This window comes from Pseudomonas brenneri, from assembly GCF_007858285.1.
Classification (GTDB): Bacteria; Pseudomonadota; Gammaproteobacteria; order Pseudomonadales; family Pseudomonadaceae; genus Aquipseudomonas; species Aquipseudomonas brenneri.
On the sequence record NZ_VFIL01000005.1, the window covers coordinates 346,331 to 371,277 of the forward strand.

Consider the following 24,947-nt stretch of genomic DNA (forward strand, 5'->3'; position numbering starts at 1 on the left):
ACCCGCGATCCGGGCGCTGGTTCACCTGAAAATCTTAAAACCGTCACCAGCGGTTCGCTGGCAAATGCTTGGTGCAAATGTGCTCACAGAACACAGCACCGGGCTGGAAGATGACTCCACCAGTGAAATGCGTATCGGGTTTTTAGGAGCGCTGTAATGCCTGAGATCTATCATTTTTTCCAACAGCTGGTTAATGGCCTGACCATTGGCAGCACCTATGCCTTGATAGCCATTGGCTACACAATGGTTTACGGCATCATTGGAATGATTAACTTCGCCCACGGCGAGGTGTACATGATTGGTTCCTACGTGGCCTTCATTGCCATTGCCGGGCTGGCCATGATGGGTATCCACTCCCTGCCGCTGTTGATGACTGCCGCGTTCCTTGCGTCAATCGTCGTAACCAGTGCCTACGGCTACAGTATCGAACGCGTTGCGTACCGCCCCTTGCGTGGCAGCAACCGCCTGATCCCGTTGATTTCCGCCATCGGCATGTCGATTTTCCTGCAGAACACCGTATTGCTGTCCCAGGACTCCAAGGACAAGTCCATTCCCAACCTGATCCCGGGGAGCATTTCCTTCGGCCCAGGTGGCGCACAAGAAGTGCTGATTTCCTACATGCAGATCCTGGTCTTCGTCGTCACCCTGGTGGCGATGCTGGGCCTGACCCTGTTCATCTCCCGCTCCCGTCTGGGGCGCGCCTGCCGGGCCTGTGCCGAAGACATCAAGATGGCCAACCTGCTGGGCATCAACACCAATAACATCATCGCCCTGACCTTCGTCATCGGTGCCGCACTGGCCGCTGTCGCCGCCGTGTTGCTGAGCATGCAGTATGGCGTGATCAACCCCAACGCCGGTTTCCTGGTGGGCCTCAAGGCCTTCACTGCGGCGGTCCTGGGCGGCATCGGCAGTATTCCGGGCGCCATGCTCGGCGGGCTGGTGCTGGGTGTGGCCGAAGCCTTTGGTGCCGATATCTTCGGCGACCAGTACAAGGACGTGGTGGCCTTCGGTCTATTGGTTCTGGTGCTGTTATTCCGGCCGACCGGCATCCTGGGCCGTCCGGAGGTTGAGAAAGTATGAGCAGATATCTTAAATCGGCGTTTTTCAGCGCCTTGCTGGTATGGGCCGTGGCCTTTCCGGTACTCGGGCTCAAGTTGAGCATTGTCGGGATCAACCTTGAAGTACACGGCACCGGGCCAGTAACCCTGACCATCATTGCCCTGTGCTCGGTGCTGATGTTCCTGCGGGTGCTGTTCACCCAGCAGGTCGGGGCGCTGCTCAAGTCCAATCGTGGCCCGCTGGTATCGCCCAAGGTCAGCCAGTTCCTGACCCTGCCGCGCACCCAGCGCTACATCATCATCGGCCTGATCGTGGCCGCGTTGATCTGGCCATTCTTCGGCTCCCGAGGTGCGGTGGATATCGCCACCCTGATCCTGATCTACGTGCTGCTGGGCCTGGGCCTGAACATCGTGGTGGGCCTGGCCGGCCTGCTCGACCTGGGGTATGTGGGCTTCTACGCGGTGGGTGCCTACACCTACGCGCTGCTCTCGCATTACCTGGGCTGGAGCTTCTGGATCTGCCTGCCACTGGCGGGCATGGCGGCGGCGACGTTCGGTTTCCTGCTGGGCTTCCCGGTGTTGCGCCTGCGTGGTGACTACCTGGCCATCGTGACCCTGGGTTTTGGTGAGATCATCCGTCTGTTCCTGCGTAACCTCACCGACATCACTGGCGGCCCCAACGGCATCAGCAGCATTCCCAAGCCGACGTTCTTCGGCTTGTCGTTTGACCGCTCCGCTGCAGAAGGCATGCAGACCTTCCACGAGTACTTCGGGATTGCCTACAACCCGGTGAGCAAGGTGGTGTTCCTGTATCTGGTCGCCCTGTTGCTGGCCCTGGCCGCGCTGTTCGTGATCAACCGCCTGCTGCGCATGCCGATCGGGCGTGCCTGGGAAGCATTGCGTGAAGACGAAATCGCCTGCCGTGCGCTGGGCCTGAACCCGACCGTCATCAAGCTCTCGGCCTTCACCCTGGGCGCCGCGTTCGCAGGTTTTGCCGGTAGCTTCTTCGCCGCGCGCCAAGGCCTGGTGACGCCGGAGTCGTTCACCTTCATCGAGTCGGCAATCATCCTCGCCATCGTGGTATTGGGTGGCATGGGCTCGCAGTTGGGCGTGATCCTCGCAGCCATCGTGATGATCCTGTTGCCGGAACTGATGCGTGAGTTCAGCGAATACCGCATGTTGATGTTCGGCGCCATGATGGTGCTGATGATGATCTGGCGCCCTCAAGGCTTGCTGCCCATGCAACGTCCACATATGGAGCTGCGCAAATGAGCCGCGAGATCCTGAAAGTCGAAAACCTGAGCATGCGCTTCGGCGGCCTGCTGGCGGTCAATGGCGTGGCCCTGACCGTGAAAGAGAAGCAGGTTGTAGCGCTGATCGGCCCCAACGGCGCCGGCAAGACCACGGTGTTCAACTGCCTGACCGGCTTCTACAAGCCGGCCGGTGGCAGCATCCTGCTGGACGGCCAGCCGATCCAGGGCCTGGCCGGTCACGAGATCGCTCGCAAGGGCGTGGTGCGGACCTTCCAGAACGTGCGGTTGTTCAAGGACATGACAGCAGTGGAAAACCTGCTGATCGCCCAGCACCGCCACCTGAACACCAACTTCTTCGCGGGCCTGTTCAAGACCCCGGCGTTCCGCAAGAGCGAGCGCGAGGCCATGGAGTACGCCGCGTACTGGCTGGACAAGGTCAACCTCACCGAGTTTGCCAACCGGCCGGCCGGCACCCTGGCCTATGGTCAGCAACGTCGCCTGGAAATCGCCCGCTGCATGATGACCCGCCCGCGGATCCTCATGCTCGACGAACCGGCTGCGGGTCTCAACCCCAAGGAAACCGAAGACCTCAAAGCGTTGATCGGTGTGCTGCGTGAAGAAAACAACGCCACCGTGCTGCTGATTGAACACGACATGAAACTGGTCATGAGTATTTCGGACCATATCGTCGTGATCAACCAGGGTACGCCGTTGGCCAACGGGACGCCGGAGCAGATCCGCGACAACCCGCAAGTGATCAAAGCCTATTTGGGGGAAGCGTAAATGCTGCAATTCGAAAACGTTTCCACTTTCTACGGCAAGATCCAGGCCCTGCATGACGTCAACGTGGAAGTGCGCCAGGGCGAGATCGTCACCCTGATCGGCGCCAACGGTGCCGGCAAATCCACCTTGCTGATGACCTTGTGCGGTTCGCCCCAGGCTCACAGCGGCAGCATCCGCTACATGGGTGAGGAACTGGTGGGCCAGCATTCAGCGGCGATCATGCGCAAAAGCATTGCTGTGGTTCCGGAAGGCCGTCGGGTGTTTGCCCGCCTGACCGTGGAAGAGAACCTGGCCATGGGTGGGTTCTTTACCGACAAGGGCGACTACCAGGAGCAGATGGACAAGGTGCTGCACCTGTTCCCTCGGCTCAAGGAGCGTTTCAGCCAGCGCGGCGGCACCATGTCCGGTGGCGAACAGCAAATGCTCGCCATCGGCCGTGCGCTGATGAGCAAGCCCAAGCTGCTGCTGTTGGACGAACCTTCCCTGGGCCTGGCCCCGATCATCATCCAGCAGATCTTCGATATCATCGAACAACTGCGCAAGGACGGTGTGACGGTGTTTTTGGTGGAGCAAAACGCCAACCAGGCATTGAAGATTGCAGACCGTGCCTATGTGCTGGAAAACGGCCGGGTGGTGATGCAGGGCAGCGGCGAACAACTGCTGACCGATCCGAAAGTGCGCGAGGCTTACCTGGGCGGCTAAAAACGGTTGCTGGATAAACCGGGTCTAACTGTGGGTGGGCTTGTGTGGGAGCGGGCTTGCCCGCGATGGTGGTGGGTCAGTCAAATATTTATTAACTGACCCACCGCCATCGCGAGCAAGCCCGCTCCCACATTTGCTTTGTGTGGTCCGATAAATTTGCGTTGTTTTCAAGTTTTCTTCGATCCCCTTGTAACAATCCCCTCCCCCCTTTCTCTAGTGGGGTAAGCAAGCACAAACGCTTCCTTACCTACCTCACTGCTGGAGAAACACCATGACCACCCGTTCTCTGTCCGCCGCCACCCTCGTCCTGGCCCTGGGTTCTGCCTTGAGCCTGAGCACCTTGACCACTGTTGCCCATGCTGACGACGCGAAGATGGAAAAATGCTTTGGCGTCGCCCTCAAAGGCAAGAACGACTGCGCCGCAGGCGCCGGCACCACCTGTGCGGGCACCTCGAAAACCGACTACCAGGCCAACGCCTGGAATCTGGTCCCTGAAGGCACCTGCGTGAAGATGGAAAGCAAAACCTCGCCGACCGGTTTTGGCCAATTGGAAGCCTTCAAGGCCAAGTCCTGAGCCCCCCGCCTGAGTACTGACGATGACGCTTTCATCCCTACCCAATGTCGCCCAGGCTCAGGCGCCCGGCCTTCCACGCCGGGCTGGGCTGGGACTCAAGAGCGAGCACTTGGCAGAAGTGCTCGCGACCCTGCCCGATATTGGTTTTTTTGAAGTCCACGCCGAAAACTACATGGTGGCCGGCGGGCCTTTTCATCACTACCTGGGATTGATCCGCGAACAGTACCCACTGTCGCTGCACGGCGTTGGCCTGTCCATCGGCGGCGAAGGCCCGCTGAACCAGGACCACCTTGCACGCCTGGCGGTACTGATAGAACGCTATCAGCCCCAATCCTTTTCCGAACACCTGGCCTGGTCCAGCCACGGCCCGGTGTTTCTCAACGATCTGCTGCCCCTGGCCTATGACGACGCGGCCCTCAAGCGGGTGTGCGAGCACATTGACCAGGTACAAACCACCCTCAAGCGGCGAATGCTGCTGGAGAACCCGTCGACCTACCTGCAGTTCCAACGCTCCACCCTGGATGAAACCGACTTCATCAGCGAAGTCATCCGGCGCACCGGCTGCGGTTTGCTGCTGGACGTGAACAATGTGTACGTGTCCTGCATCAATCATCAGCAGGATCCATTGGCTTACCTTGACGCCTTGCCATTGCACGCGGTGGGTGAAATTCATCTGGCAGGCTTTGCCGAAGACTCCGACAGCCTCGGTGACCGCCTGCTGATTGATGATCACGGTGCGCCCATCGACAACGCCGTATGGCACCTGTATCAGCAGGCACTGCAACGGGTCGGGCCGGTGGCCACGCTGATTGAGCGTGACAACGATGTACCGGCATTACACGTATTACAGGCGGAGGTCCAGCAAGCTGACCAGCACCTGCTGGCCGTGGCGGTGCACTCATGAATCTGCAGGAGGATTTTGCCAAGGCTCTCCTGGCGCCAGACCAGCCCTGCCCCGATGGCCTGTTCAGCAACAATGGCGCCGATCCCGCCAGTCGTTTTGCGGTGTACCGCAACAACGTCCACAGTTCGTTGATCAACGCCCTGCTCGACAGCTACCCCGTGACCCGGCAACTGGTGGGCGATGGGTTTTTCCGGGCCATGGCCGGGCTGTACGTCCAGGCGTATCCGCCCACCAGCCCACTGCTCAACGAGTACGGCAGTGACTTGGCCGACTTTATCCAGGGGTTCGCCCCCGCCGCCACTGTGCCGTACCTGGCCGACATCGCCCGGCTGGAGCGCTTGCGGGTCAATGCGTATCACGCCGCCGACACCCCTGTCGCTGACCCACAGGCCGTCATCAATCAACTGCAACAACTGCCCAGCCTGGGCAGCGTAAGCCTGCAATTGCATCCATCCGTTGCCACCCTGCAATCGAACTATGCCGTGGTGGCGTTATGGGCCGCGCATCAAACCACCGATAGCGTCGCCAGCCTTGATCCATGGCATGGGCAAAGTGCGCTGGTCCTGCGCAACGGCCTGGAAGTCGAAGTGTTCTGCATCGACGCCGGTTGCGTGACGTTTATCAACAGCCTGAACAACGCCTGGCCTCTGGAAATGGCGGTGGCGTATGCCCTGGATGCGTCCAGTGAATTTGACCTGCACCAATGCCTGGGGCTGCTGATCAGCCACCGCGCCATCACCCATATCAAGGTACAACCATGAACACTACCGCCCCGAGTCTGATTGCACGCGTCATTCAAACCTTCGAGAAAATCCCCTACAGCCTGATTGCCCTTGTCGCACGCTTTTCCATTGCGGCGGTGTTCTGGAAGTCCGGCCAGACCAAAGTCCAGGGGTTTGCTGTCGATCTGGTAGACGGCACCTTCGAACTCGGCGTACCCCACCTGGCCAACTCCACCGTGCCGTTGTTTCAAAGTGAATACCGGATACCGTTTGTGCCTGCAGAAGTGGCCGCGTACCTGGCCACGTTCGCCGAGCATTTTTTCCCGATCCTGATTTTGCTGGGGCTTGCCACGCGTTTTTCAGCCCTGGCACTACTGGGCATGACGCTGGTGATTCAGCTGTTTGTCTACCCCGACGCGTACCCGACCCACGGCACCTGGATCGCTTTGCTACTGGTGTTGATGGCCAAGGGGCCAGGACGGGTATCGATTGATCACTGGATTACCCGGCGCTGGCGCTAAAGCCGGTCCAGTGCCTCACCGTTGCGCTTGAACCAGCCCACCAGGTAATCGGCCAGCACCTGGGTACGACGTGGTAGCCCGCCCTGATACGGATGGACCAGGTACATCGGCATGCTGCGGGTCTGATAATCACGCAGGAGCCAACGAAGCCGGCCGTCAGCCAATTCCATCTGCAACAGATAGGATGGCAGCCGGGCGATACCGGCCCCCACCAGTGCGGCCTTTTTCAGCAGGTTGTAGTGGTTGGAGGCAAAGGTGCCATCCACCCGCACCCGCAACAACTCGTGCTGCTGGTGATACAACCACTCCTCACGCCCACTGTAGTGGCTGTTGAGCAAGCAACGGTGGCCAACCAGGTCGGCCGGCGTCAGCGGCTCACCGTATTGCTCCAGATAGGCCGGGCTGGCACAGGTCATTTCATGCCAGGCCAACAGGGGCTTGGCGACCAGGCGCTCATCGTTGGCCACCTCTGAACGCACCGCCAGGTCAAAACCGTCCCGGGCCAGGTCGCGATAGCTGTTGTTGAGATCCAACTCGATCTGCACCTGCGGATACCGCCTGGAAAAATCCAGCAACAGGCCATCGAAAAAAGTCTCACCCAAGGACACCGGAACCGTCATACGCACAGGCCCGGCCAAATCGTCCTTGAGCCGCGCCAATGCCTGTCGGGCACGCTCGACCTGAATCACCAGCCCCTGCGCCTGGGGCAATAGCGCTGCACCTGCGGCCGTCAGGCTGAGTCGCCGAGTGGTGCGGTGCAACAACACCACCGAAAACTGCGCCTCCAACTGGCTGATGCGCTTGGACAACTGGCCCTTGCTGCAGCCCAATTGCTGGGCTGCCAGGGTAAAGCTGCCGGCTTCGATCAACACTGCAAACGCCGCCAGATCATCCATTACGCTCATGGATTGTTTCCATTTGAAAACCAAAGGTTGCCTATTAGTGCGCTTATCTGCAGAAAAAACCACTCTAGACTCAAGGCTCATCTGAATATCTGGAGGAACGACACCATGAAAGTCCTGTTGATTGGCGCCAGCGGCACCATCGGTTCTGCGGTCAAGGCCGAGCTGTCCCAACGCCATGAAGTGATCACTATTGGCCGCAAGAGTGGCGACTTTCAGGTCGATATCAGCGACAGCGCGTCGATCCGCCAACTGTTTGCGCAAACCGGCAAGTTCGATGCCCTGGTGTGCGCCGCCGGCAGCGTCAACTTCGTGCCCCTGGGCGAAATGGACGCCAGCCACTTCGACCTCGGCCTGCAAGACAAGCTGATGGGCCAGGTCAACCTGCTGCTGATAGGCCGCGAGTTCGCCAACGACGGTGCGTCGTTCACTTTCACCAGCGGCATCCTCAATCGCGATCCGATCCGCACCGGCGCCTCTGCCGCGCTGGTCAATGGCGCCATAGACGCCTTCGTGAAGGCTGCAGCGATAGAGTTGCCACGGGGTCTGCGCATCAACTCGGTCAGCCCGAACGTGCTGGTTGAAGCCATGGGTAGCTATGCCCCTTATTTCAGGGGTTTTAAGCCGGTTCCTGCGGCGGATGTGGCATTGTCCTACGCAAAAAGCGTTGAAGGTTTACAGACAGGGCAGACTTACATCGTTGGATGAATTCAACCTGTATTCCAGGCTTGTGATGCAGCGCCAGCCTGCGTAACGTGGCGGCACTTATCAGGAGACCCGATAATGCTTGCCGCCCGTATCCTTGCTCTGTTTGCCCTGCTGCCCCTGTTCGCCGCCTGCCAGGTGTTTGAAAACGATCCGGAGACGTCCTCCACTGCGGGCCTGACTCGCATGCAGGGCGAGTTGACGGCCATCGGCGACAAGTTGCTGTTCCAGCCCTGCCATGATCAGCGCAACTACGTGGTCAGCGATACCGGCGGCACCAGCATCCTCCAGGAAGCAGCGTCCCTGGCCGGCCAGCAAGGGGCGTTGTTTGCCGACTTGCGCGGCAAGTTCTCCGGGGTCGCCAGCGGTACCCAGGGCCAGGTTGACCTGCAACAGTTGTACCGCGTCGAACGCTCGACCTCAGCCTGTGACGACCCGGACTTCAAGCGCATGATCCTGCGCGCCAACGGGCATAAGCCAGCCTGGGCACTGAATGTGACCAACAAGGGCATGGTCCTGCAACGCGAAGGCCAGCCACCGTTGCCGGTGCCTTATGTGGAAGAGCAACTGGGTGATGGCCGCTTCAACCTCACCACCGAAGCCAACGGCCAGCAAATTGAATTGTGGGTCGCGCCCCAGCGCTGCATCGACAGCGTCAGCGGCAGCCTGCAACACATGAGCGCCGAACTTCGGATCAACGGTCAGGTACAGCGTGGCTGCGCGGCATTTGGTGGCTCACGGGACGACTGATTCGGCCCTGCGCTGTTTTAGCATGACGGGAAAGCGCCGTTGGGGCTTATAATCGCCGGTTTGCAAAACCGCCGGCTCTACCAAACGCCGCATATCGGATCCTGTCATGCTACGAATCACCGAACTCAAGCTGCCCATCGACCATCCCGAAGAAGACCTGCGGCCTGCCATCGTGCAGCGCCTGGGCATCGCCAGTGATGATCTGCTCGATTTCACCCTGTTCAAACGCAGCTACGACGCGCGCAAGAAATCGTCGGAGCTGTGCTTCATCTACACCGTCGACCTTGAGGTCAAGGGTGAAGCCGCCCTGCTGCTCAAGTTCGCCGACGACCGCAATATCAATGCCGCGCCCGATGTCAGCTACAAGGTCGTGGGCCAGGCCCCGGCAGGCCTGAGCGAGCGGCCCATCGTTGTCGGCTTCGGCCCTTGCGGGATCTTTGCCGGGTTGTTGCTGGCGCAGATGGGTTTCAAGCCGATCATCCTCGAACGCGGCCGCGAAGTGCGCCAACGCACCAAGGATACCTGGGGCCTGTGGCGCAAAAGCGTACTCAACCCCGAGTCCAACGTGCAGTTCGGCGAGGGCGGCGCCGGGACCTTTTCCGACGGCAAGCTCTACAGCCAGATCAAGGACCCGAAATTCCACGGGCGCAAGGTCTTGCATGAGTTCGTCAAGGCCGGCGCGCCAGATGAGATCCTCTACGTCAGCAAACCGCACATCGGCACCTTCCGCCTGACCGGCGTGGTGGAAAACATGCGCCAACAAATCATCGCCCTGGGCGGTGAGGTGCGTTTCGAACAGCGGGTCACCGACGTGCTGATCGAAGATGGCCAGTTGAATGGCGTGGTGGTCGATAGTGGCGAGCAGATCCTCTCCAAGCACGTGATCCTTGCCCTCGGCCACAGCGCCCGCGACACCTTCCGCATGCTCCACGGTCGTGGCGTGTACATGGAAGCCAAGCCGTTTTCGGTGGGTTTTCGCATCGAACACCCACAATCGCTGATCGACGCCGCACGCCTGGGCAAGTATGCCGGGCACCCGAAACTGGGCGCGGCCGACTACAAGTTGGTGCACCACGCCAAGAACGGCCGTTCGGTGTACAGCTTTTGCATGTGCCCGGGCGGTACGGTGGTGGCAGCCACCTCCGAGCCGAATCGGGTCGTGACCAATGGCATGAGCCAGTACTCGCGTAACGAACGCAATGCCAACTCCGGGATCGTGGTCGGCATCACCCCGGAAGTGGACTATCCGGGCGGCCCGCTGGCCGGGATCGAGTTGCAGGAGCGCCTGGAATCCCACGCGTTCATCCTTGGCGGCAGCAACTACGAAGCGCCGGCGCAACTGGTCGGTGATTTCATCGCCGGCAAGCCGTCCACCACCATTGGCACTGTAGAACCGTCCTACAAGCCAGGTGTAGCCCTCGGTGATTTGGCCCTGGCCTTGCCAGACTTTGCCATCGAGGCCATCCGCGAAGCGCTGCCGGCCTTTGAGAAGCAGATCAAGGGCTACTCGCTGCATGACGCAGTACTGACCGGGATCGAGACTCGCACCTCGTCGCCGCTGCGGATCACCCGTGACGCGTCGATGCAGAGTTTGAATGTCAAAGGCCTGTTCCCGGCTGGTGAAGGCGCCGGTTATGCCGGTGGGATCTTGTCGGCAGGCGTTGACGGGATTCGGATTGCTGAAGCCGTGGCGCGCAACATCCTCGGTATCGAGGCCTGACAGTTCACTCGTAAACGACCCCTCTCTATTGTGGGAGCCGGGCTTGCCCGACTCCCACAATGGTTTCCATACACAGGAAATTTTAGATATTGGCGCGCAGGATGCTGTCCGGCAACGGCTCGCCCCGTTCGACAGTGGCAGCCACCGCGTCAATCAACACTTCCAGCTCATACCCTTGCCCGATCAACCACGCATCGTCGTAATAGGTTGTGGCATAACGCTCGCCCCCATCACACAGAATCGCCACGATAGACCCCGACTCCCCCGCCGCCTGCATCTGCTGCGCGGCAATCAATGCGCCAATCAGGTTGGTGCCGCTGGACCCCCCGACCCGCCGTCCCAAGCGTTGCGCCAGATAATGCATGGCCGCCAGCGACAAGGCATCTGGCACCTTGACCATCGCATCGATCACCTTGGGCAAGAACGATGCCTCTACTCGTGGCCGGCCGATGCCCTCGATCCGCGAACCGCAGTCCAGGCGCAAGCTGGCATCACCGCTCTGGTAGTACTCAAAAAACACTGAACGCTCGGCGTCGGCGCACAACACCCGGGTGCAATGCTGGCGATAACGCACATAACGCCCCAGGGTTGCGGTGGTACCGCCGGTACCCGGGCTGGAAATCAGCCAGCTCGGCTCGGGATGCCGTTCGAAGCGCAACTGCTGGAAGATCGATTCGGCAATATTGTTGTTCGCCCGCCAGTCGGTGGCCCGTTCGGCGTAGGTGAACTGGTCCATGAAGTGCCCGCCACTTTCCTGCGCCAGGCGTTCGGATTCGGCGTAGATCTGCGTGGGATCCTGCACCAGGTGGCTCTTGCCGCCGTAAAAGGCGATCTGCGCAATCTTTTCCTGGGAGGTGGTGGCCGGCATCACCGCAATGAACGGCAGGCCCAACAAGCGCGCGAAGTACGCCTCGGAGATCGCCGTCGAACCGCTGGAAGCTTCGATCACTGGCGCGCCCGGTTTGAGCCAGCCATTGCACAGGGCATACAGGAACAAGGAACGGGCCAGCCGGTGCTTCAGGCTCCCGGTGGGATGGCTGGACTCATCCTTGAAATACAACTCGATTCCCGGCAAGCCCGGCAACGGTAGTGGGATCAGGTGGGTGTCGGCGCTGCGCTGGAAGTCCGCTTCAATAATGCGGATGGCCTCTCGGGCCCACGGACGGTGGTCGTTCATGCTCAAGTTCCATTAAGTTTTCAGGCTTGATCTTAGGGTGTTTCCTACACTGCACACAGATACAGTCATGACTCAATTCGATACATAATTGCCAGGCGTTGACGCAATCCATACAACGGCGCTTTTATATAACAAAAAAGAATATAACTTTTGTTTTAACAACTAACAGTACGGGTTAGGGTACGCCCCTATTGAACTTTGATTGGAGAGCATCCCTTGCCTCTGCGTAGCACGTTTACCCGTTTCTTCCAGCTCGAAGCGGCCAGTGGTCTGTTACTGATCGCTGCAGCCGCCTTGGCCCTGATCATCAACAATTCGCCGCTGTCCTCGTTCTATAACAGCTTTCTTGAAGTGCCCGTCGCCGTCCAGATCGGCGCCCTGCAAATCGCCAAGCCCTCGCTGCTGTGGATCAATGATGGCCTGATGGCCCTGTTCTTCCTACTGATCGGCCTGGAGGTCAAGCGCGAGTTGCTCGACGGCCACCTGTCCAAACCTTCCCAGGTCGTGCTGCCAGGCGCTGCGGCCATTGGCGGCATGGTGGTGCCGGCGCTGATCTACTGGGCACTGAACAAGGATAACCCGGCCGCCCTGGGCGGCTGGGCCATCCCGATGGCCACCGATATCGCCTTTGCCCTCGGGGTATTGGCGCTGCTGGGCAAGCGTGTGCCGGTGTCGCTGAAGCTGTTCTTGATGACCCTGGCGATCATCGATGACCTGGGTGCCATCATCGTCATCGCGATTTTCTACTCCGGCGACCTGTCCACCGCGTCGCTGGCAGGCGCCGGCGCCTGTCTTGTCGCCTTGATCGCCATGAACCGCCTGGGGGTGGTGAAGCTCGGGCCGTATCTGATCATCGGCCTGATCCTGTGGGTCTGCGTACTCAAGAGTGGTGTTCACGCGACCCTGGCTGGCGTCACCCTGGCGTTCTGCATTCCGCTGCGCACCAAGAACGCCGAGCCGTCGCCCCTGCTGGGCCTGGAACATGCCCTGCATCCCTGGGTGGCGTACGGCATCCTGCCACTGTTCGCCTTTGCCAACGCCGGCGTATCCCTGACCGGCGTCAACCTGGAGAGCTTCACCCATCATGTGCCAATGGGTATCGCCGCTGGCCTGCTGGTGGGTAAGACCGTCGGTGTGTTTGGCCTGACCTGGCTCGCGGTGAAAACCGGCCTTGCGGCCCTGCCGACCGGCGCCAATTGGGGCCAGGTCATGGGCGTGGCCATCCTGTGTGGCATTGGCTTTACCATGAGTCTGTTTGTCGGCTCGCTGGCGTTCCTGCCGGGCAGTAGCGAATACGCCGGGATGGACCGGATGGGCATTCTCACCGGCTCGATCCTTGCGGCACTGATTGGTTATGCCGTGACGGCGATGGCCAGTCGCAAACAGGCGACGGTCAACGCGTAACGCGCTCTGTTCACCTGAGCGCGCAATAAAAACCCCGCCCGGTCACCCGGTCGGGGTTTTTCTTTTACCGCCTGCCAACCCTTAACGGGTAACGCGGCTGGTCCCATCAACGGTCATGATGCGCACGCGGTCGCCGATGCGGAAGATTTCGTTTTCCTGCACAGCCTGGACGTAGGCGCGCATGCTGCCGTCGTCTTCGCGCACGGTGATTTCAACACCCTGGGTGCGAGTCAGGCCTTCTTCGGTGGCCGAGCCCAGCAGGCCGCCAGCCACGGCACCGATAACGGCTGTCACGATGCTGCCACGACCGCCACCGATGGCACTACCGCCCACACCACCGATAACTGCACCCGCTGCACCACCGATTGGGGTCTTGGTGCCTTCGATCTTGACCGGACGCAGGGACTCGATGGTGCCCATGCGTACGCTCTGTACGCGACGGGCTTCGTCACGGGAGTACGAGTCGCCGGTCAGGCTGGAGGCGCAGCCACCCAGCAGCAACGACATGGTGGTAAAGCAGGCAACCAGCAGAACAGACTTACGCATAGCATCAACTCCAAAGGACATATCTTTATTAGACTCCGCTGCTTGACGCCTGTCACGACACGGCCCGGAGAAAATTGCTTTCATTCAGCCCCAGTACAGACAGGCTGTATCGCGAAAATCGACGAACGGTAGCACCTGCACCCAGACAAGGAATTTCATGGACTACTTCATTATTGTAGCGACTACCGCCGCCGGCCTGTATTTCCACTGGTGGCTGTACCGGCGGATCAAGCGCTGGATAGACCGCGACCTTGCGTTGTCCCTGGCAGGAGACGATCAGCGCAAGCGCATCTTTATGCTGCAACAGTTGGACCGCGCCAAGGCGGAGAAGGTCAAGCGTAAGGATTTGCCGCAGTGGCTGCAGGATGCAGCCCGGCAATATGTGGTCAAAGCCACAGAGTAGAAGCTTCTTAGTGAAGGACGTGTAGGAGCCAGCTTGCCGGCGCCTACACGTGTGATGTCTTCAGGGCGCCAGTCGCTCGCGGGTCCAGTTGGCCCCCTGCAAACGATAGTTCAAGCGATCATGCAAACGGCTGGTCCTGCCCTGCCAGAACTCGATGCGCTCCGGTAGCAGGCGATAGCCGCCCCAATGCTCAGGGCAATCCGGCTGGGTATCGCTGAAGCGTTGCTCGGTGGCCTTGAGCAGGTCCTGCAACTCTTCGCGATCCCGAATCACCCGGCTCTGGGGAGATGCCCAGGCGCCAATCCGGCTGCCCAGCGGACGCACCTGATAGTAGGCGTCCGACTCCTGGGGCGTGACCTTGACCACCCGCCCCTCGATGCGCACCTGGCGCTCCAGGGTCGGCCAGAAGAACGTCATGGCAGCAAAGGGGCGTGCCGCCAATTGCTCACCCTTGGCGCTCTGGTAGTTGGTAAAGAAGGTAAAACCCTGGGCGTCCAGGCCCTTGAGCAGCAAGATACGGCAGTGCGGACGGCCCTCCTTGTCCACGGTCGCCAGGGTCATGGCGTTGGCCTCCACCGGCGGTTGCTCGGTCTTGACCGCATCGGCGAACCACTGGTGGAACAAGGCAAACGGCTCGTCCGGGGCCTGGGCCTCGCTCAAACCGTCCCGTGTGTAGTCACGGCGCATATCAGCCAGTGCCTGGGTCATGCGGCTTTATCCTTCTTGCTCAACTGCTCAGTTTTTCGCCTGGTCGTTTGCCGCTACTTTTTTCGCCGGTGCTGCAGCCTTGGCGGCAACCGGCTTTTTCGCGGCGGGCTTGGCGGCCGTTTTTTTCGCGGTGGGCTTGGCGGCAGCCTTCTTGGCAGGTGCTTTCTTGGCAGCAGCGGCTTTCTTGGCGACCGGCGCTGGGGCAACTACGTCCTGTACCGCAACCAGTTCAGGCTTCGGCGGGTTTGGCGAGTTGTACTTGCTCAGCAGTGCCAGCATGGTGGTGCGCTGGGTGAACATGATTTCCATGCGACGGTTCAAGGCGCGGCCCTGGGTACTGTCGTTGGCGGCGCGAGGCATCAGGTCACCCATGCCACGCAACATCAGGCGATCCTGCTTCAAGCCACTGAGGCTGAAGATCGACGCAATGGACTGGGCACGTTCCTTGGTCAGGGGCTGGTTTTGTACGGTGTCGATGTGGCCCAGTACCAGCACGGCGGTCTTGGGATCGCTTTCAACGGCCTTGGCTACACGGGTGAACGGACCCAGGGTCACTGGCAGCAGCATCGCCGGGCGTTTCGGGTTATAGGAACCATCGACCGGGGCAATCACCACCAACACGTTATCGCGACGTTCCAGTTGCAGGTTGCTGTCCTTGATCGCAGCCCGCAGGCGCGGCTCGTAGTCGTCCAGCCAGGCTTGGGTGATTTTCGGATCTGGCATCGGGATGTTGGTCACATCGACTTTGCTCAGGGGTTTTGGCTTGCTTTCGAACGGCCACCACCATTTGGTGTCGGTTTCAGTCTTGGCGACCACCGGGGCAGTCGTCGGGGCAGGTGTGGCCGCCTTCAGATCAGCCTTGAGGTCAGCCTTTGCATCAGCCGCCTTGGCATCGGTTTTGGCAGTAACATCCTTGGCCGCCGACTTGTCGAACCCGAATGCCCACCAATGCTCGCCAGACGCATCATTTTGTGGAGTTTGTGCACAGCCAGTAAGAGTGAGGCAGAGCGCCAGTGCCAAGGACTTGTTCGATAACATGAGATATCCACAAAATGAGAAAATACAGGGGTCTGAATGACCCGTTAAACAGACGCTTCACGAAGTTTAAAGTAACAATACTTTTCCAGCGCCTTTTGTAGGTGCCTTTTTAACAAAAAAACACCAGACAGCAAGCTATTTACAGACAACCGGCCAATATTCTTACCAACTTTTGCGCACGCGGGTCCATAAGTACATACGGCCCCAGAGTATTGGTCACAAAACCAAATGCTACATCATGTTCCGGATCGGCAAATCCCACCGAGCCTCCGGCCCCAGGATGCCCAAATGCACGTGGGCCAAGGCCAAACGTTGCATTGGGTACGCCAGGCTGATCCAACATGCAGCCCAGGCCAAAACGGGTTTGCGTCAATAAGGTTTTATCCGACCCGATACTGTGCTCACGGGTCAATTGTTCAAGCATATCGGCTTCCAACAAACTTCCATCCAACAAACCACTATAAAAGCCGGCCAAACTGCGCGCATTGCCATGCCCATTTGCCGCAGGCTGCTGCATACGACGCCACTCGGGTTTGTTAGTGCTGGTTAGTATAGAAGGCGGATTGGTAAACGCCCGGGTGCTCATTGCCGCGGGTTCTCGCAGGGTGACCTGCAACAAGCGCTGGGCTGCCTCATCGCCCATATTGCCTTTGCTCCTGGCAATGTGGGCTACACGATAAAACTCTTCGTCCGCCAACCCGACATGAAAGTCCAGGCCCAGCGGCCGGGCAACCCGGGCCACAATCGACTCTCCCGGCCCCCGCCCATCGGCGCGGCGCAGCAGTTCACCGACCAGCCAGCCATAGGTGATGGCGGCGTAACCATGGCCTTCACCGGGCGTCCACCAAGGGGCCTCGGCAGCCAGGGCCGCCGTCATCAAGGGCCAGTCATACAGGGCCTCGGCGGGCAATGTTTCGCGCAGCGCTGGCAACCCGGCCTGATGGCACAGCAGTTGGCGCAGGGTAATGTTTTCCTTGCCGGCAGCGGCAAACTCCGGCCAGTCGTTGGCAACCGGGGCGTCCAACTGCAATTTACCTTCGGCAACCAGTTGCAGAGCGGCAACGGCGGTGAATGTCTTGGTGCAGGAGAACAAGTTGGCGATGGTGTCGCTGTGCCACGCCTCGGCACCATCCTTGTCGGCAGTGCCGGCCCACAGATCGAGGACGGTTTCGCCGCCAATCTGCACACACAGCGCCGCGCCGCGCTCCTGAGGGTCGTCAAACAGTGCGGCGAAGGCTTCACGCACCGCTTCGAATTGAAGCTCGTAATGACCCTGAATCTGCACCTGCATCCCCCTCGGAAAAGACCTACGTAAAGTGGCGCCCATTGTTCCAGTCATTACTGGGTTTGGGAACCCGCCGCTGCCTTGGCTTTTTCGGCTTCCCGGCCCAACTGCCGGATCGCCGCCAGGTTGCTTTTACGCACACTCTCGACGAAGCCCTGGAACGGCACGTCGGTGATCCCCACCAGGCCGAAGTGACCATTTTCACCATCCAGCAAACGCCCGGTCACCGGCTGGTCGAGGTACTGGAACCAGTGCACGCCGACAATCGACGGCTCGGCCATGGCCTGCTTGAGGAAGGTCGCATAGGCCGGGCCGCGCAACTCTTCCCTGGCCAATTGCGTCACACCGCCCCAGAACGGACCACGGTCGGCCGAGCCAACGTTGAACTCGGTGATCAACACCGGTTTGTCCAGTGCGCGCAAGGCCGCAAAGTCGTAGCCGTCCTGAGGGGTCAGGGTGTACATATTGAAGCTCAACACATCGCAATATTGGGCGCAGGACGCCACGGCCTCCGGGGTACTGACCGCATAGCGTCCCCCCAGCAGCAACTGGTTGGGCGCATGCCATTTCAGCGCATCGGAGATGGTCTTGAAGTAGGCATCGGCGAAGGTTTTCTGGAAATACTGGAAATCGGCCTCGATTTCCGGGTGCTCGGCGTTCGGAACCGGCGGTTCGAAACCGGGATCTTCCATCAATTCCCAGCCAGCCAGGTGGATGCCCCAGGCTTTGGAAAGGCCCTCTTCGTTACGGTACTTGTCGCGCAGTTGCTTGAGGAACGCACGCTTGGCCGGGACATCCGTGGTCATGCGCAGGGTGCCGTAGGCCAGGGCGTAACGGGATTTCGCATCATCGCCGGGACCGGCCCACGCCAGCTCGTTATCGGCAAAGAAGCCAATCAACCAGGGATCGTCGCGATGGTCACGGGTGGCGATCGCCACGGCCCGCTCGGTGGCCATGGCAAAGCGCGGGTCGAAGGGGTCGGGCATGCCGCCCCACCAATCGATACCGGTGCTGATGCTGGTGTAGTCGCCAATGATCGACAGGGGCATGGTGTAAGGCACGCGATCAGCATCACCCAATTGCGGGGCGCTCCAGTTGCCGACCGTGTTGAAACCCCAGGCTTGCAGGCGGTCCAGGGTGTGGCCGAGCCAGCGAGCCTGGTCGAAACCTTCGGTGCCATAAGTACGTTGCAGGTTGGCACCGTAGAAATCGTACCAGCGCCCCACATTGAAGCCGCGCCCAGCATCGGCACCATTGCCGCCACGGTTGTCGCCGCTGCCGTAATACTTGTCGAAGGGCTCACCCGCCTTGGGCAGTGCGCCAAACATCCATTCGCGCCCCGCGACGTAAGTCTGGCTGTTGTCCGGGGTCACGGTGTTGACGCCCAGGGAGTAGAACGGATGCCCCAGCGGTGTCACCAGGTACCAGCGCCCATCACGCTTCTGGGTGCGGAAGAAACCGCTGGCCTCAAAGGCCGGGCCCTTGGTGCTGCCGCCAAACTTGTCCAGGGCGGCCTTGTCATGTTCCGCAAGCCAGCCCTTGAGCTGTAGCTGCTCCTTGGCGGCAGCGGCTTTCAACTGCTCGTCGCTGCTGACTTTTTCCGGCCAGCGCGCACGGTTGGACTGCCCATAGGCATCGACCAGCTCACTGTAGGCGGCCTTGAGCACCGGTTCGCTGTCCTGCACGCCAAAGCGTTCCAGCAGGATGCTTTGCGCTGCAACCGGCTTGATCATCGACAGGGTGACCGAAACCACCTGGCTGCGATCGATTTCACCCGCACTGCCGGCCAGCATCACGCGCTGACCGTCCACGGTGATCGGCATCGGCGGCCCGGCCTTCATGCCCTGGCTCAAGGGCGAGTTGGCTTGCAGCGGCACCAGCAGGGTTTGCGCAGGCCCCGCTGGCAAATCAATACGACTGACCAGAGTCTTGCCGTCGCTGCTCTGCACCTTGACGTACAACGTCAGCGCCCAGTCCATCGCGCTCTGGATACGCAGGCTCATGGCACTCGATTGCGACCAGTCCCACACGCCGTTCTGCGGGCTGAGCACCAGGCTCGGTTCCGCCGCCGGGTTGAAGGTGATGCGGCGCAACACCTCGCCTTCCGGAGTCTGTTCGGCATTGTATTGCGGCAGGCTGGCGTCCTGGGTCGCCACCTTGACCACGTCGGCCGGCCGGACAAAGTTGAACAGCGTCTGTTGCCCGACCGGCGCGGCCAGCAATGGCGCAGCGAGCAACAGGGCAAAAAGAGCAGGCAGCGTGCGAATCATACGAACAAGGTTCTCCCAATTCGGCCGGTGAATGGCCTGATGACATACATGAGATAGACCACGAAGTGGGCGAAATCGCCCACTGTGGATTAAGAAATTTCGCGCCGGAAAGGCGGCAGGGCATTCAGGATAGCCTTGCCATAGCGCTGGGTAACCAGGCGGCGGTCGAGCAAGGTGATGGTGCCCCGGTCTTCTTCGGTACGCAGCAAGCGACCACAGGCCTGGACCAGTTTCAACGAGGCATCCGGCACTGAGATTTCCATGAACGGATTGCCTCCGCGGGCTTCTATCCATTCGGCCAGTGCGGCCTCGACCGGATCGTCCGGCACCGAGAACGGGATCTTGGCGATCACCACGTGTTCACAGTAAGCCCCGGGCAAGTCGACACCTTCGGCGAAACTCGCCAGGCCGAACAGCACGCTGGAGTCCCCACCATCGACCCGCGCCTTGTGCTTGTTCAGGGTTTCCTGTTTCGACAGGTTGCCCTGGATAAACACCTGCTTGCGCCAGTCGCGGTCAAGGCCGTCGAACACGTCCTGCATCTGTTTGCGTGACGAGAACAGCACCAGCGTGCCTTTGGAACCCTCCACCAGCGACGGCAGGTCACGAATGATTGCCGCGGTATGGGCCGGCGCATCCCGTGGGTCGGCCTTGAGGTCCGGCACCCGCAGCACGCCAGCGTCGGCATGATGGAACGGGCTGGGCACCACGGCGGTGACGGCTTTTTTCGGCAGGCCGGCACGCATGCGGAACCGGTCGAAGGTCCCGAGGGCAGTCAGGGTGGCCGAGGTCACCAATGCGCCATAGGCCACGTTCCACAGGTTGCGCCGGAGCATTTCCGCCGCAAGGATCGGGCTCGCGTTGACTTCGATATCGAACAACGCACCACTCTCCGACAGCGTCAGCCAGCGGGCCATGGGCGGATTGTCTTCCGGGTCTTCGACGGTGAAGGCAGTCCACAACTCCCAGTTGCCCTGGGCACGGGACAGCAGACTGCCAAACAGCGGATACCACTCCTCGGCCTGGTTGCTGGCGATGCCAATATTGACCTCGCCGTCCATGCCTTCCTTGAGCAGGTCGGTCAGACGAGTGAATAAATCGGTCAGGCGCGAAAAACCCTTCTTCAACTCGACGCCCATCTCGCGCATATGCTCGGGGATCAGCCCGCCAACGAAGCGATGGCGTGGCCGTTCGCGGCCTTCAACGTCTTCGCCGGGCTTGAAGTCCGCCACCTGCTCGCAGGCGCTGAACATGAACTGTTGCTGGGTCTTGATCTCCCGCGCCAGCTCCGGCACCTGTTCGATCAGCTTGCCCAGGTCGCCCGGCAACGGATGCTGGGCCAGCAGCTTGGTGAGGTTCTTGGCGGTGGTTTCCAGCCAATCGGCAGTGGAACGCAGGCGGGTGTAGTGGGCGAAGTGGCCGATGGCCTTGTCCGGCAGGTGGTGGCCTTCGTCGAACACGTACAGCGTGTCGCGCGGGTCAGGCAGCACCGCGCCGCCGCCAAGGGCCAGGTCGGCAAGGACCATGTCGTGGTTGGTGACAATCACGTCAACCTTGCCCATGCCTTCGCGGGCCTTGTAGAAGGCGCACTGGCCGAAGTTGGGGCAATGACGGTTGGTGCACTGGCTATGATCGGTGGTCAGGCGCGCCCAGTCGGCGTCTTCCAGGGCATTGGGCCAGCTGTCGCGGTCGCCATCCCATTTATTGCCGGCCAGTTTCTCGATCATGCTGGTAAACAGCTTCTGGCTGGCTTCGTCGACTTCGATCTTGAAACCTTCTTCTTCGAACAGCGAGGCCGTGGCGGTTTGCGCATGGCCTTCCTGCAGCAACACATCCAGCTTGGACAGGCACATATAGCGGCCACGGCCCTTGGCCAGGGCAAAGGTAAAGCTCAGGCCGCTGTTGCGCATCAGGTCCGGCAGGTCTTTGTAGACGATCTGCTCTTGCAGGGCCACGGTGGCGGTGGCAATCACCAGGCGCTTGCCGGCGGCCTTGGCGGTGGGAATCGCCGCCAGGCTGTAGGCCACGGTCTTGCCGGTACCGGTGCCGGCCTCGACGGCCACGACCGCGGGGTCGCCGCTGCGCCGGCCTTCGTCGTCGGTGTCGATATCCCCGAGGACCTTGGCCACTTCGGCGATCATCAGGCGCTGGCCGTAGCGCGGTTTCAAGCTCTTGGCTTCGAGAAAACGCGAGTAGGCGCCCTGGATCGTGGTTTTGAGTTCAGTGCTGATCATGGATAGTCGGGCGCAAAAAACGCTGGATAAATTTTCAGTGGTTCGGATCGGCCGCTATCATACCCCGCTAATTAATCCCGCGCAGAACGGAGTACCTCAATGACCGCCTTTAGCCTTGCCTACACCCTGCATGTATTAGCCGCCCTGGTATGGGTCGGTGGTATGTTTTTCGCTTGGATGATCCTGCGCCCGGCCGCTGTGGCGGCGCTTGAGGGGCCGGCGCGGCTGAAACTGTGGGCGAATGTGTTTCCGCGTTTTTTCGTGTGGGTCTGGGTGGCGGTGCTGATCTTGCCGATCAGTGGCGTCGGCCTATTGCAACTGCGCTTCAGCGGGTTTGAAACCGCACCGCGTTATGTGCAGGTGATGATGGGGTTGTATGTGGTGATGACGGCGCTGTTTATCCGGATCCAGGCGTTGCAACTGCCTGAACTGCGCACGGCTGTGGCAGCCGAGGACTGGGCGACGGGCGCGCAGGTGCTGGGAAAAATCCGAAAGTTGGTGGGGATCAATCTGATTGTCGGGTTGGTGGTGGTGGCGATTGCCTCGGCTCGGCCGATGTTCTGAGGGTGTGCTTCAGGGCCTCATCGCGGGCAAGCCCGTTCCCACACTTTGAAGGTATTCACAAATCAAAGTGTGGGAGCGGGCTTGCTCGCGATAGCGTCAGCCCCAGCGAATCAAAGCCGCTGGATGGTCACTGAACCGGCAGGCCCCGCCGGCCCCGACTGCCCTTCGAGCCCCGGCCGCCCCTTCTCGCCCCCATCGGCGCGGTACACCAGGCAGCCCTTGGACTGCCCGCCCTTGCCCGGCTTGCCGGCAACACCTGGCAAGCCGCCAGCACCGCCATCAACCCAGACTTTGATCTGCTCGCGCGGATAATCCTGCGGCAACTCGATGCGCACTGCCGCACCCGCAGCGCCTGGCAGCCCGTCGCCGCCGTTGTCACCATTGGCACCACGCCCGGCCGAACCCCAGGTGCAACCCGGGTCTTCGCCATTGGCGCCATCCAGGCCGGCATAGCCTTGGGCACCCGTGCCCCCACGGGCATCAACCGACAGTTCATCCGCGCTCAACTGGGTGATCCGCAAGGTCAGGTCACGCCCCGGCTTGGCCGGTTTTTCATGGGTACCAGGCGCGCCACGGGAAGTGATCTGGCTGCCATGCTCCAACTGCGCATGCCGCACCTGCAATTGCAGGGCCGAGGCGCTGGGCACGATGGCAATCCGTGCCTCTCGCCCCAGATGCAGTTCGTCGACAGTGACCTGTGTGATATTCGCCGGAATCAACAAGGTGCCGTAGTCGGCCACTTCCAGGCGCTCCAACTGCAGCACGCTGGTGCTGTTGGGCAGGCGCAGCAACGAGTGAGTCTCGACACTGACGCTTTCGGCCAGGGCAATGGGGCTGACCAGCAGGGCCAGGAAAAAAACCTTACGCATGATTGGCATCCTTGTTGTCTTGATCATCAACAGCCGTAGGCGCAGGCAGGCTCTTTATATGGAACATCCCCAGCAACAGGATCAGCAGGCGGTCACGCCAGGGGTGGGCACGATGTTTGACGCTGGCGTTGAATAGCACCAACTCCAGCAGATGGGTCAGCAACAGCAGGCTGCCGACGAGGTTGACCAACAGATGAAATGGATTGGTCAGTGGTTTGAACAGATTGACCAATACAACCGCCCAGAACAGCAACGCCAGCAACTTCCCCACTCGCAAAAACAGCTTCATGCCCCATGCCCCCTTGCACATTATTCTTTGGGCGCACAGTAACGAGTTCTACAGGCGATTTGCCAGTGAAGGATTAAAAAACTTGAGAAACGTACAACTTGGCGTCCTGATCGCCGAGATTTGTCGGAATCAGCCGTCAGAAATGCCCTTGGAGTCACCCAAGGGCATATCGCAAATGCCCTAGCGGTTGATCTGGATTTCCACGCGGCGGTTCAGGGCTCGGCCGTCAGCGGTTTTATTGTCGGCCACCGGATGGCTCTCACCGGCCCCGGTCACGGACACAAAGTTGCTGCGGGGCACACCGGAGTGGACCAGGTACTCGGTCACCGAATGTGCGCGCTTTTGCGAGAGTTTCTGGTTGTAGGCGTCTTTACCGACGCTGTCGGTATGCCCACTGACCCGCAGTTGCGCACTCGGTGCTTCCTGTTTGAGGCGCGTGGCAATCGTGTCGAGCTTGGTTTTATCGGCCGCCGTGAGCCTGGCCGAATCGAACTCGAAGTGCACGTCACGGATCACGATGGTCTCTTCCTTGATCACCACTACCTCTTCCACGACGACCACCTCAGGTTCCGGCGGGCAACCATTGGCATCGACCTGCACGCCTTTGGGGGTGCCCGGGCACTTGTCACGGCTGTCCGGTACGCCATCGCCGTCTTCGTCACCGTCGCCATGCACCCAGCAATAGGCGCCGGCCATCCCGCCAATCAACAACGCGCCGCCGCCAGCCCATGACGAGCTTTCGGTAGCGCCAAGCGCGGCACCGGTGACGCCGCCGAGGGCTGCACAGGTGGGCCAGTCGGTTTTTTGCAAGCCTGCGCAACCTGTCAATACTCCGGTTAGCAGAACCAAGGGTAGAGCTGTCCGCATGATGCTCATTTGATTTCTCCTGAGGGGATCGGCCGCAAGCCGATGGGTGGAGTAAAGACCGCTCTTTTCATCTGCGCCAGCCCGTAAAAGCCCGTATTCATTGGCCCAGGCTGCTTTTACCGAGCAACAAGCCATCACCCGCTCTAGGCCCGCACGCTCAAGCAGGCTAGTCTTCACGGTTCTGATGTGAGGATCTTCGATGACCGCCGGCAATTCTTCCCGTACGCCGCAGCAAGCACTGGCTGCCCTACTTGATCGACAAGCCCCCAAACGCCTGCTGGTGTTGGGTGCCGGCCACTTCCCGGCGCTGGATGCGTTCAAGCAGGCACACCCTGATACGGTCGTCTGCGTCGCAGGGCCAGGACCATTGCCTGGCGAACTGGCCGCCCAGCGATTTGACCTGGCCCTGGTGGTCGACTGCCTGGAGCACCTGTCAAAACGTGCAGGGCTGGAGTTACTCGGTGGGGTACGCAACCTGAACGCGAGCCGCATCGCCGTCCTCGCCGACCTGGCTGCCTGCGGCTGGAAGGACACCGACTTTTTCTCCCTGGCCCTACAGACCAGCGAGCACTTTTGCCGCGACAATCAGGTACTGACGCTATTTACCTACGATCTGCTTGAATACAAACAAGTACCGGATTGGTTGAACGCTCGGTTCTGGGCCAACCCGGAAAATTTCGGAAAGTATTGGTGGTAACC

26 protein-coding genes are annotated in these 24,947 nt (G+C 60.5%); 15 read left to right on the forward strand and 11 right to left on the reverse strand.

What is annotated here, in order from left to right; genetic code table 11:
• The first annotated feature begins 156 nt into the window (after positions 1-156).
• The 8 genes from livH to FJD34_RS13415 all read left to right on the forward strand — a co-directional run bounded on the left by livH (position 157) and on the right by FJD34_RS13415 (position 6,517).
• Positions 157-1,080 (forward strand): high-affinity branched-chain amino acid ABC transporter permease LivH, encoded by a 924-nt coding sequence (gene livH / locus FJD34_RS13380; RefSeq protein WP_032858079.1) that lies wholly within the window; start codon positions 157-159, stop codon positions 1,078-1,080.
• A complete protein-coding gene (locus tag FJD34_RS13385; RefSeq protein WP_032858082.1) occupies positions 1,077-2,330 on the forward strand; it encodes a high-affinity branched-chain amino acid ABC transporter permease LivM in 1,254 nt (417 codons plus the stop codon). The genes livH and FJD34_RS13385 overlap by 4 nt, the downstream gene beginning before the upstream one ends.
• Positions 2,327-3,094: a high-affinity branched-chain amino acid ABC transporter ATP-binding protein LivG gene (livG, locus tag FJD34_RS13390; RefSeq protein WP_032858084.1), complete on the forward strand. Its 768-nt coding sequence runs from the start codon at positions 2,327-2,329 to the stop codon at positions 3,092-3,094. Before FJD34_RS13385 ends, livG begins: the two co-directional genes overlap by 4 nt.
• A complete protein-coding gene (locus tag FJD34_RS13395; RefSeq protein ID WP_029297115.1) occupies positions 3,095-3,796 on the forward strand; it encodes an ABC transporter ATP-binding protein in 702 nt (233 codons plus the stop codon).
• 271 nt (positions 3,797-4,067) lie between these two features.
• Positions 4,068-4,370 (forward strand): BufA1 family periplasmic bufferin-type metallophore, encoded by a 303-nt coding sequence (locus FJD34_RS13400; RefSeq protein WP_032858087.1) that lies wholly within the window; start codon positions 4,068-4,070, stop codon positions 4,368-4,370.
• 22 nt (positions 4,371-4,392) lie between these two features.
• Positions 4,393-5,274, forward strand: coding sequence for an MNIO family bufferin maturase (bufB, locus tag FJD34_RS13405; RefSeq protein WP_090290597.1), 882 nt, complete (start codon positions 4,393-4,395; stop codon positions 5,272-5,274).
• Positions 5,271-6,035 (forward strand): HvfC/BufC N-terminal domain-containing protein, encoded by a 765-nt coding sequence (locus tag FJD34_RS13410; RefSeq protein WP_090290596.1) that lies wholly within the window; start codon positions 5,271-5,273, stop codon positions 6,033-6,035. The genes bufB and FJD34_RS13410 overlap by 4 nt, the downstream gene beginning before the upstream one ends.
• Positions 6,032-6,517, forward strand: a complete 486-nt coding sequence (locus tag FJD34_RS13415) for a DoxX family protein (RefSeq protein WP_090290595.1) — start codon at positions 6,032-6,034, stop codon at positions 6,515-6,517. Before FJD34_RS13410 ends, FJD34_RS13415 begins: the two co-directional genes overlap by 4 nt.
• On the opposite strand, the gene FJD34_RS13420 is transcribed toward FJD34_RS13415, so the two are convergent.
• Positions 6,514-7,422 carry a LysR family transcriptional regulator gene (locus FJD34_RS13420; RefSeq protein ID WP_090290594.1) on the reverse strand — a complete coding sequence of 303 codons (909 nt, stop codon included), beginning with the start codon at positions 7,420-7,422 and terminating at the stop codon, positions 6,514-6,516. The two genes, FJD34_RS13415 and FJD34_RS13420, sit on opposite strands and share 4 nt — an antisense overlap.
• A gap of 105 nt (positions 7,423-7,527) precedes the next feature.
• Between FJD34_RS13420 and FJD34_RS13425 the strand changes: the two genes are divergently transcribed.
• From FJD34_RS13425 to FJD34_RS13435, 3 genes are all read left to right on the forward strand, one after another.
• The gene (locus FJD34_RS13425) at positions 7,528-8,127 is read left to right on the forward strand and encodes a short chain dehydrogenase (RefSeq protein WP_090290593.1); all 600 of its coding nucleotides are present in this window, start codon (positions 7,528-7,530) and stop codon (positions 8,125-8,127) included.
• Between the two features lie 75 nt (positions 8,128-8,202).
• Positions 8,203-8,874 carry a COG3650 family protein gene (locus tag FJD34_RS13430; protein ID WP_032858100.1) on the forward strand — a complete coding sequence of 224 codons (672 nt, stop codon included), beginning with the start codon at positions 8,203-8,205 and terminating at the stop codon, positions 8,872-8,874.
• Positions 8,875-8,980: 106 nt separating this feature from the next.
• Positions 8,981-10,594: an NAD(P)/FAD-dependent oxidoreductase gene (locus FJD34_RS13435; RefSeq protein ID WP_065943361.1), complete on the forward strand. Its 1,614-nt coding sequence runs from the start codon at positions 8,981-8,983 to the stop codon at positions 10,592-10,594.
• An 82-nt stretch (positions 10,595-10,676) separates the two neighbouring features.
• On the opposite strand, the gene FJD34_RS13440 is transcribed toward FJD34_RS13435, so the two are convergent.
• A complete protein-coding gene (locus tag FJD34_RS13440) occupies positions 10,677-11,771 on the reverse strand; it encodes a PLP-dependent cysteine synthase family protein (RefSeq protein ID WP_032858103.1) in 1,095 nt (364 codons plus the stop codon).
• Between the two features lie 216 nt (positions 11,772-11,987).
• Between FJD34_RS13440 and nhaA the strand changes: the two genes are divergently transcribed.
• Positions 11,988-13,175, forward strand: coding sequence for a Na+/H+ antiporter NhaA (gene nhaA, locus FJD34_RS13445; protein WP_032858105.1), 1,188 nt, complete (start codon positions 11,988-11,990; stop codon positions 13,173-13,175).
• Between the two features lie 81 nt (positions 13,176-13,256).
• On the opposite strand, the gene FJD34_RS13450 is transcribed toward nhaA, so the two are convergent.
• Positions 13,257-13,721, reverse strand: a complete 465-nt coding sequence (locus FJD34_RS13450) for an outer membrane lipoprotein (protein WP_029297142.1) — start codon at positions 13,719-13,721, stop codon at positions 13,257-13,259.
• A 157-nt stretch (positions 13,722-13,878) separates the two neighbouring features.
• Here FJD34_RS13450 and FJD34_RS13455 point away from each other — a divergent pair, with 157 nt between their 5' ends.
• A complete protein-coding gene (locus tag FJD34_RS13455) occupies positions 13,879-14,124 on the forward strand; it encodes a hypothetical protein (RefSeq protein ID WP_032858107.1) in 246 nt (81 codons plus the stop codon).
• A 60-nt stretch (positions 14,125-14,184) separates the two neighbouring features.
• Here FJD34_RS13455 and pdxH read toward each other — a convergent pair whose 3' ends face one another.
• The 5 genes from pdxH to dinG all read right to left on the reverse strand — a co-directional run bounded on the left by pdxH (position 14,185) and on the right by dinG (position 21,659).
• The gene (gene pdxH, locus FJD34_RS13460) at positions 14,185-14,832 is read right to left on the reverse strand and encodes a pyridoxamine 5'-phosphate oxidase (protein WP_090290592.1); all 648 of its coding nucleotides are present in this window, start codon (positions 14,830-14,832) and stop codon (positions 14,185-14,187) included.
• 27 nt (positions 14,833-14,859) lie between these two features.
• On the reverse strand, positions 14,860-15,870 hold the full coding sequence (locus FJD34_RS13465) for an OmpA family protein (RefSeq protein ID WP_032858111.1): 1,011 nt from the start codon (positions 15,868-15,870) through the stop codon (positions 14,860-14,862).
• A gap of 139 nt (positions 15,871-16,009) precedes the next feature.
• The gene (locus FJD34_RS13470) at positions 16,010-17,155 is read right to left on the reverse strand and encodes a serine hydrolase domain-containing protein (RefSeq protein WP_090293060.1); all 1,146 of its coding nucleotides are present in this window, start codon (positions 17,153-17,155) and stop codon (positions 16,010-16,012) included.
• A gap of 53 nt (positions 17,156-17,208) precedes the next feature.
• Complete coding sequence (locus FJD34_RS13475) at positions 17,209-19,425, reverse strand: beta-galactosidase (RefSeq protein WP_373290104.1); 2,217 nt, start codon at positions 19,423-19,425, stop codon at positions 17,209-17,211.
• Between the two features lie 89 nt (positions 19,426-19,514).
• Positions 19,515-21,659: an ATP-dependent DNA helicase DinG gene (gene dinG / locus FJD34_RS13480; RefSeq protein ID WP_032858113.1), complete on the reverse strand. Its 2,145-nt coding sequence runs from the start codon at positions 21,657-21,659 to the stop codon at positions 19,515-19,517.
• A 99-nt stretch (positions 21,660-21,758) separates the two neighbouring features.
• Here dinG and FJD34_RS13485 point away from each other — a divergent pair, with 99 nt between their 5' ends.
• Complete coding sequence (locus FJD34_RS13485) at positions 21,759-22,223, forward strand: CopD family protein (RefSeq protein WP_090290591.1); 465 nt, start codon at positions 21,759-21,761, stop codon at positions 22,221-22,223.
• Between the two features lie 110 nt (positions 22,224-22,333).
• On the opposite strand, the gene FJD34_RS13490 is transcribed toward FJD34_RS13485, so the two are convergent.
• The 3 genes from FJD34_RS13490 to FJD34_RS13500 all read right to left on the reverse strand — a co-directional run bounded on the left by FJD34_RS13490 (position 22,334) and on the right by FJD34_RS13500 (position 24,257).
• Positions 22,334-23,092: a hypothetical protein gene (locus FJD34_RS13490; protein ID WP_032858116.1), complete on the reverse strand. Its 759-nt coding sequence runs from the start codon at positions 23,090-23,092 to the stop codon at positions 22,334-22,336.
• Positions 23,085-23,381: a DUF1145 domain-containing protein gene (locus tag FJD34_RS13495; protein WP_032858117.1), complete on the reverse strand. Its 297-nt coding sequence runs from the start codon at positions 23,379-23,381 to the stop codon at positions 23,085-23,087. The genes FJD34_RS13490 and FJD34_RS13495 overlap by 8 nt, the downstream gene beginning before the upstream one ends.
• A 180-nt stretch (positions 23,382-23,561) precedes the next feature.
• The gene (locus tag FJD34_RS13500; protein WP_032858118.1) at positions 23,562-24,257 is read right to left on the reverse strand and encodes an OmpA family protein; all 696 of its coding nucleotides are present in this window, start codon (positions 24,255-24,257) and stop codon (positions 23,562-23,564) included.
• A gap of 190 nt (positions 24,258-24,447) precedes the next feature.
• Here FJD34_RS13500 and FJD34_RS13505 point away from each other — a divergent pair, with 190 nt between their 5' ends.
• On the forward strand, positions 24,448-24,945 hold the full coding sequence (locus FJD34_RS13505; RefSeq protein ID WP_032858119.1) for a DUF6231 family protein: 498 nt from the start codon (positions 24,448-24,450) through the stop codon (positions 24,943-24,945).
• The last annotated feature ends 2 nt before the right edge of the window (positions 24,946-24,947 follow it).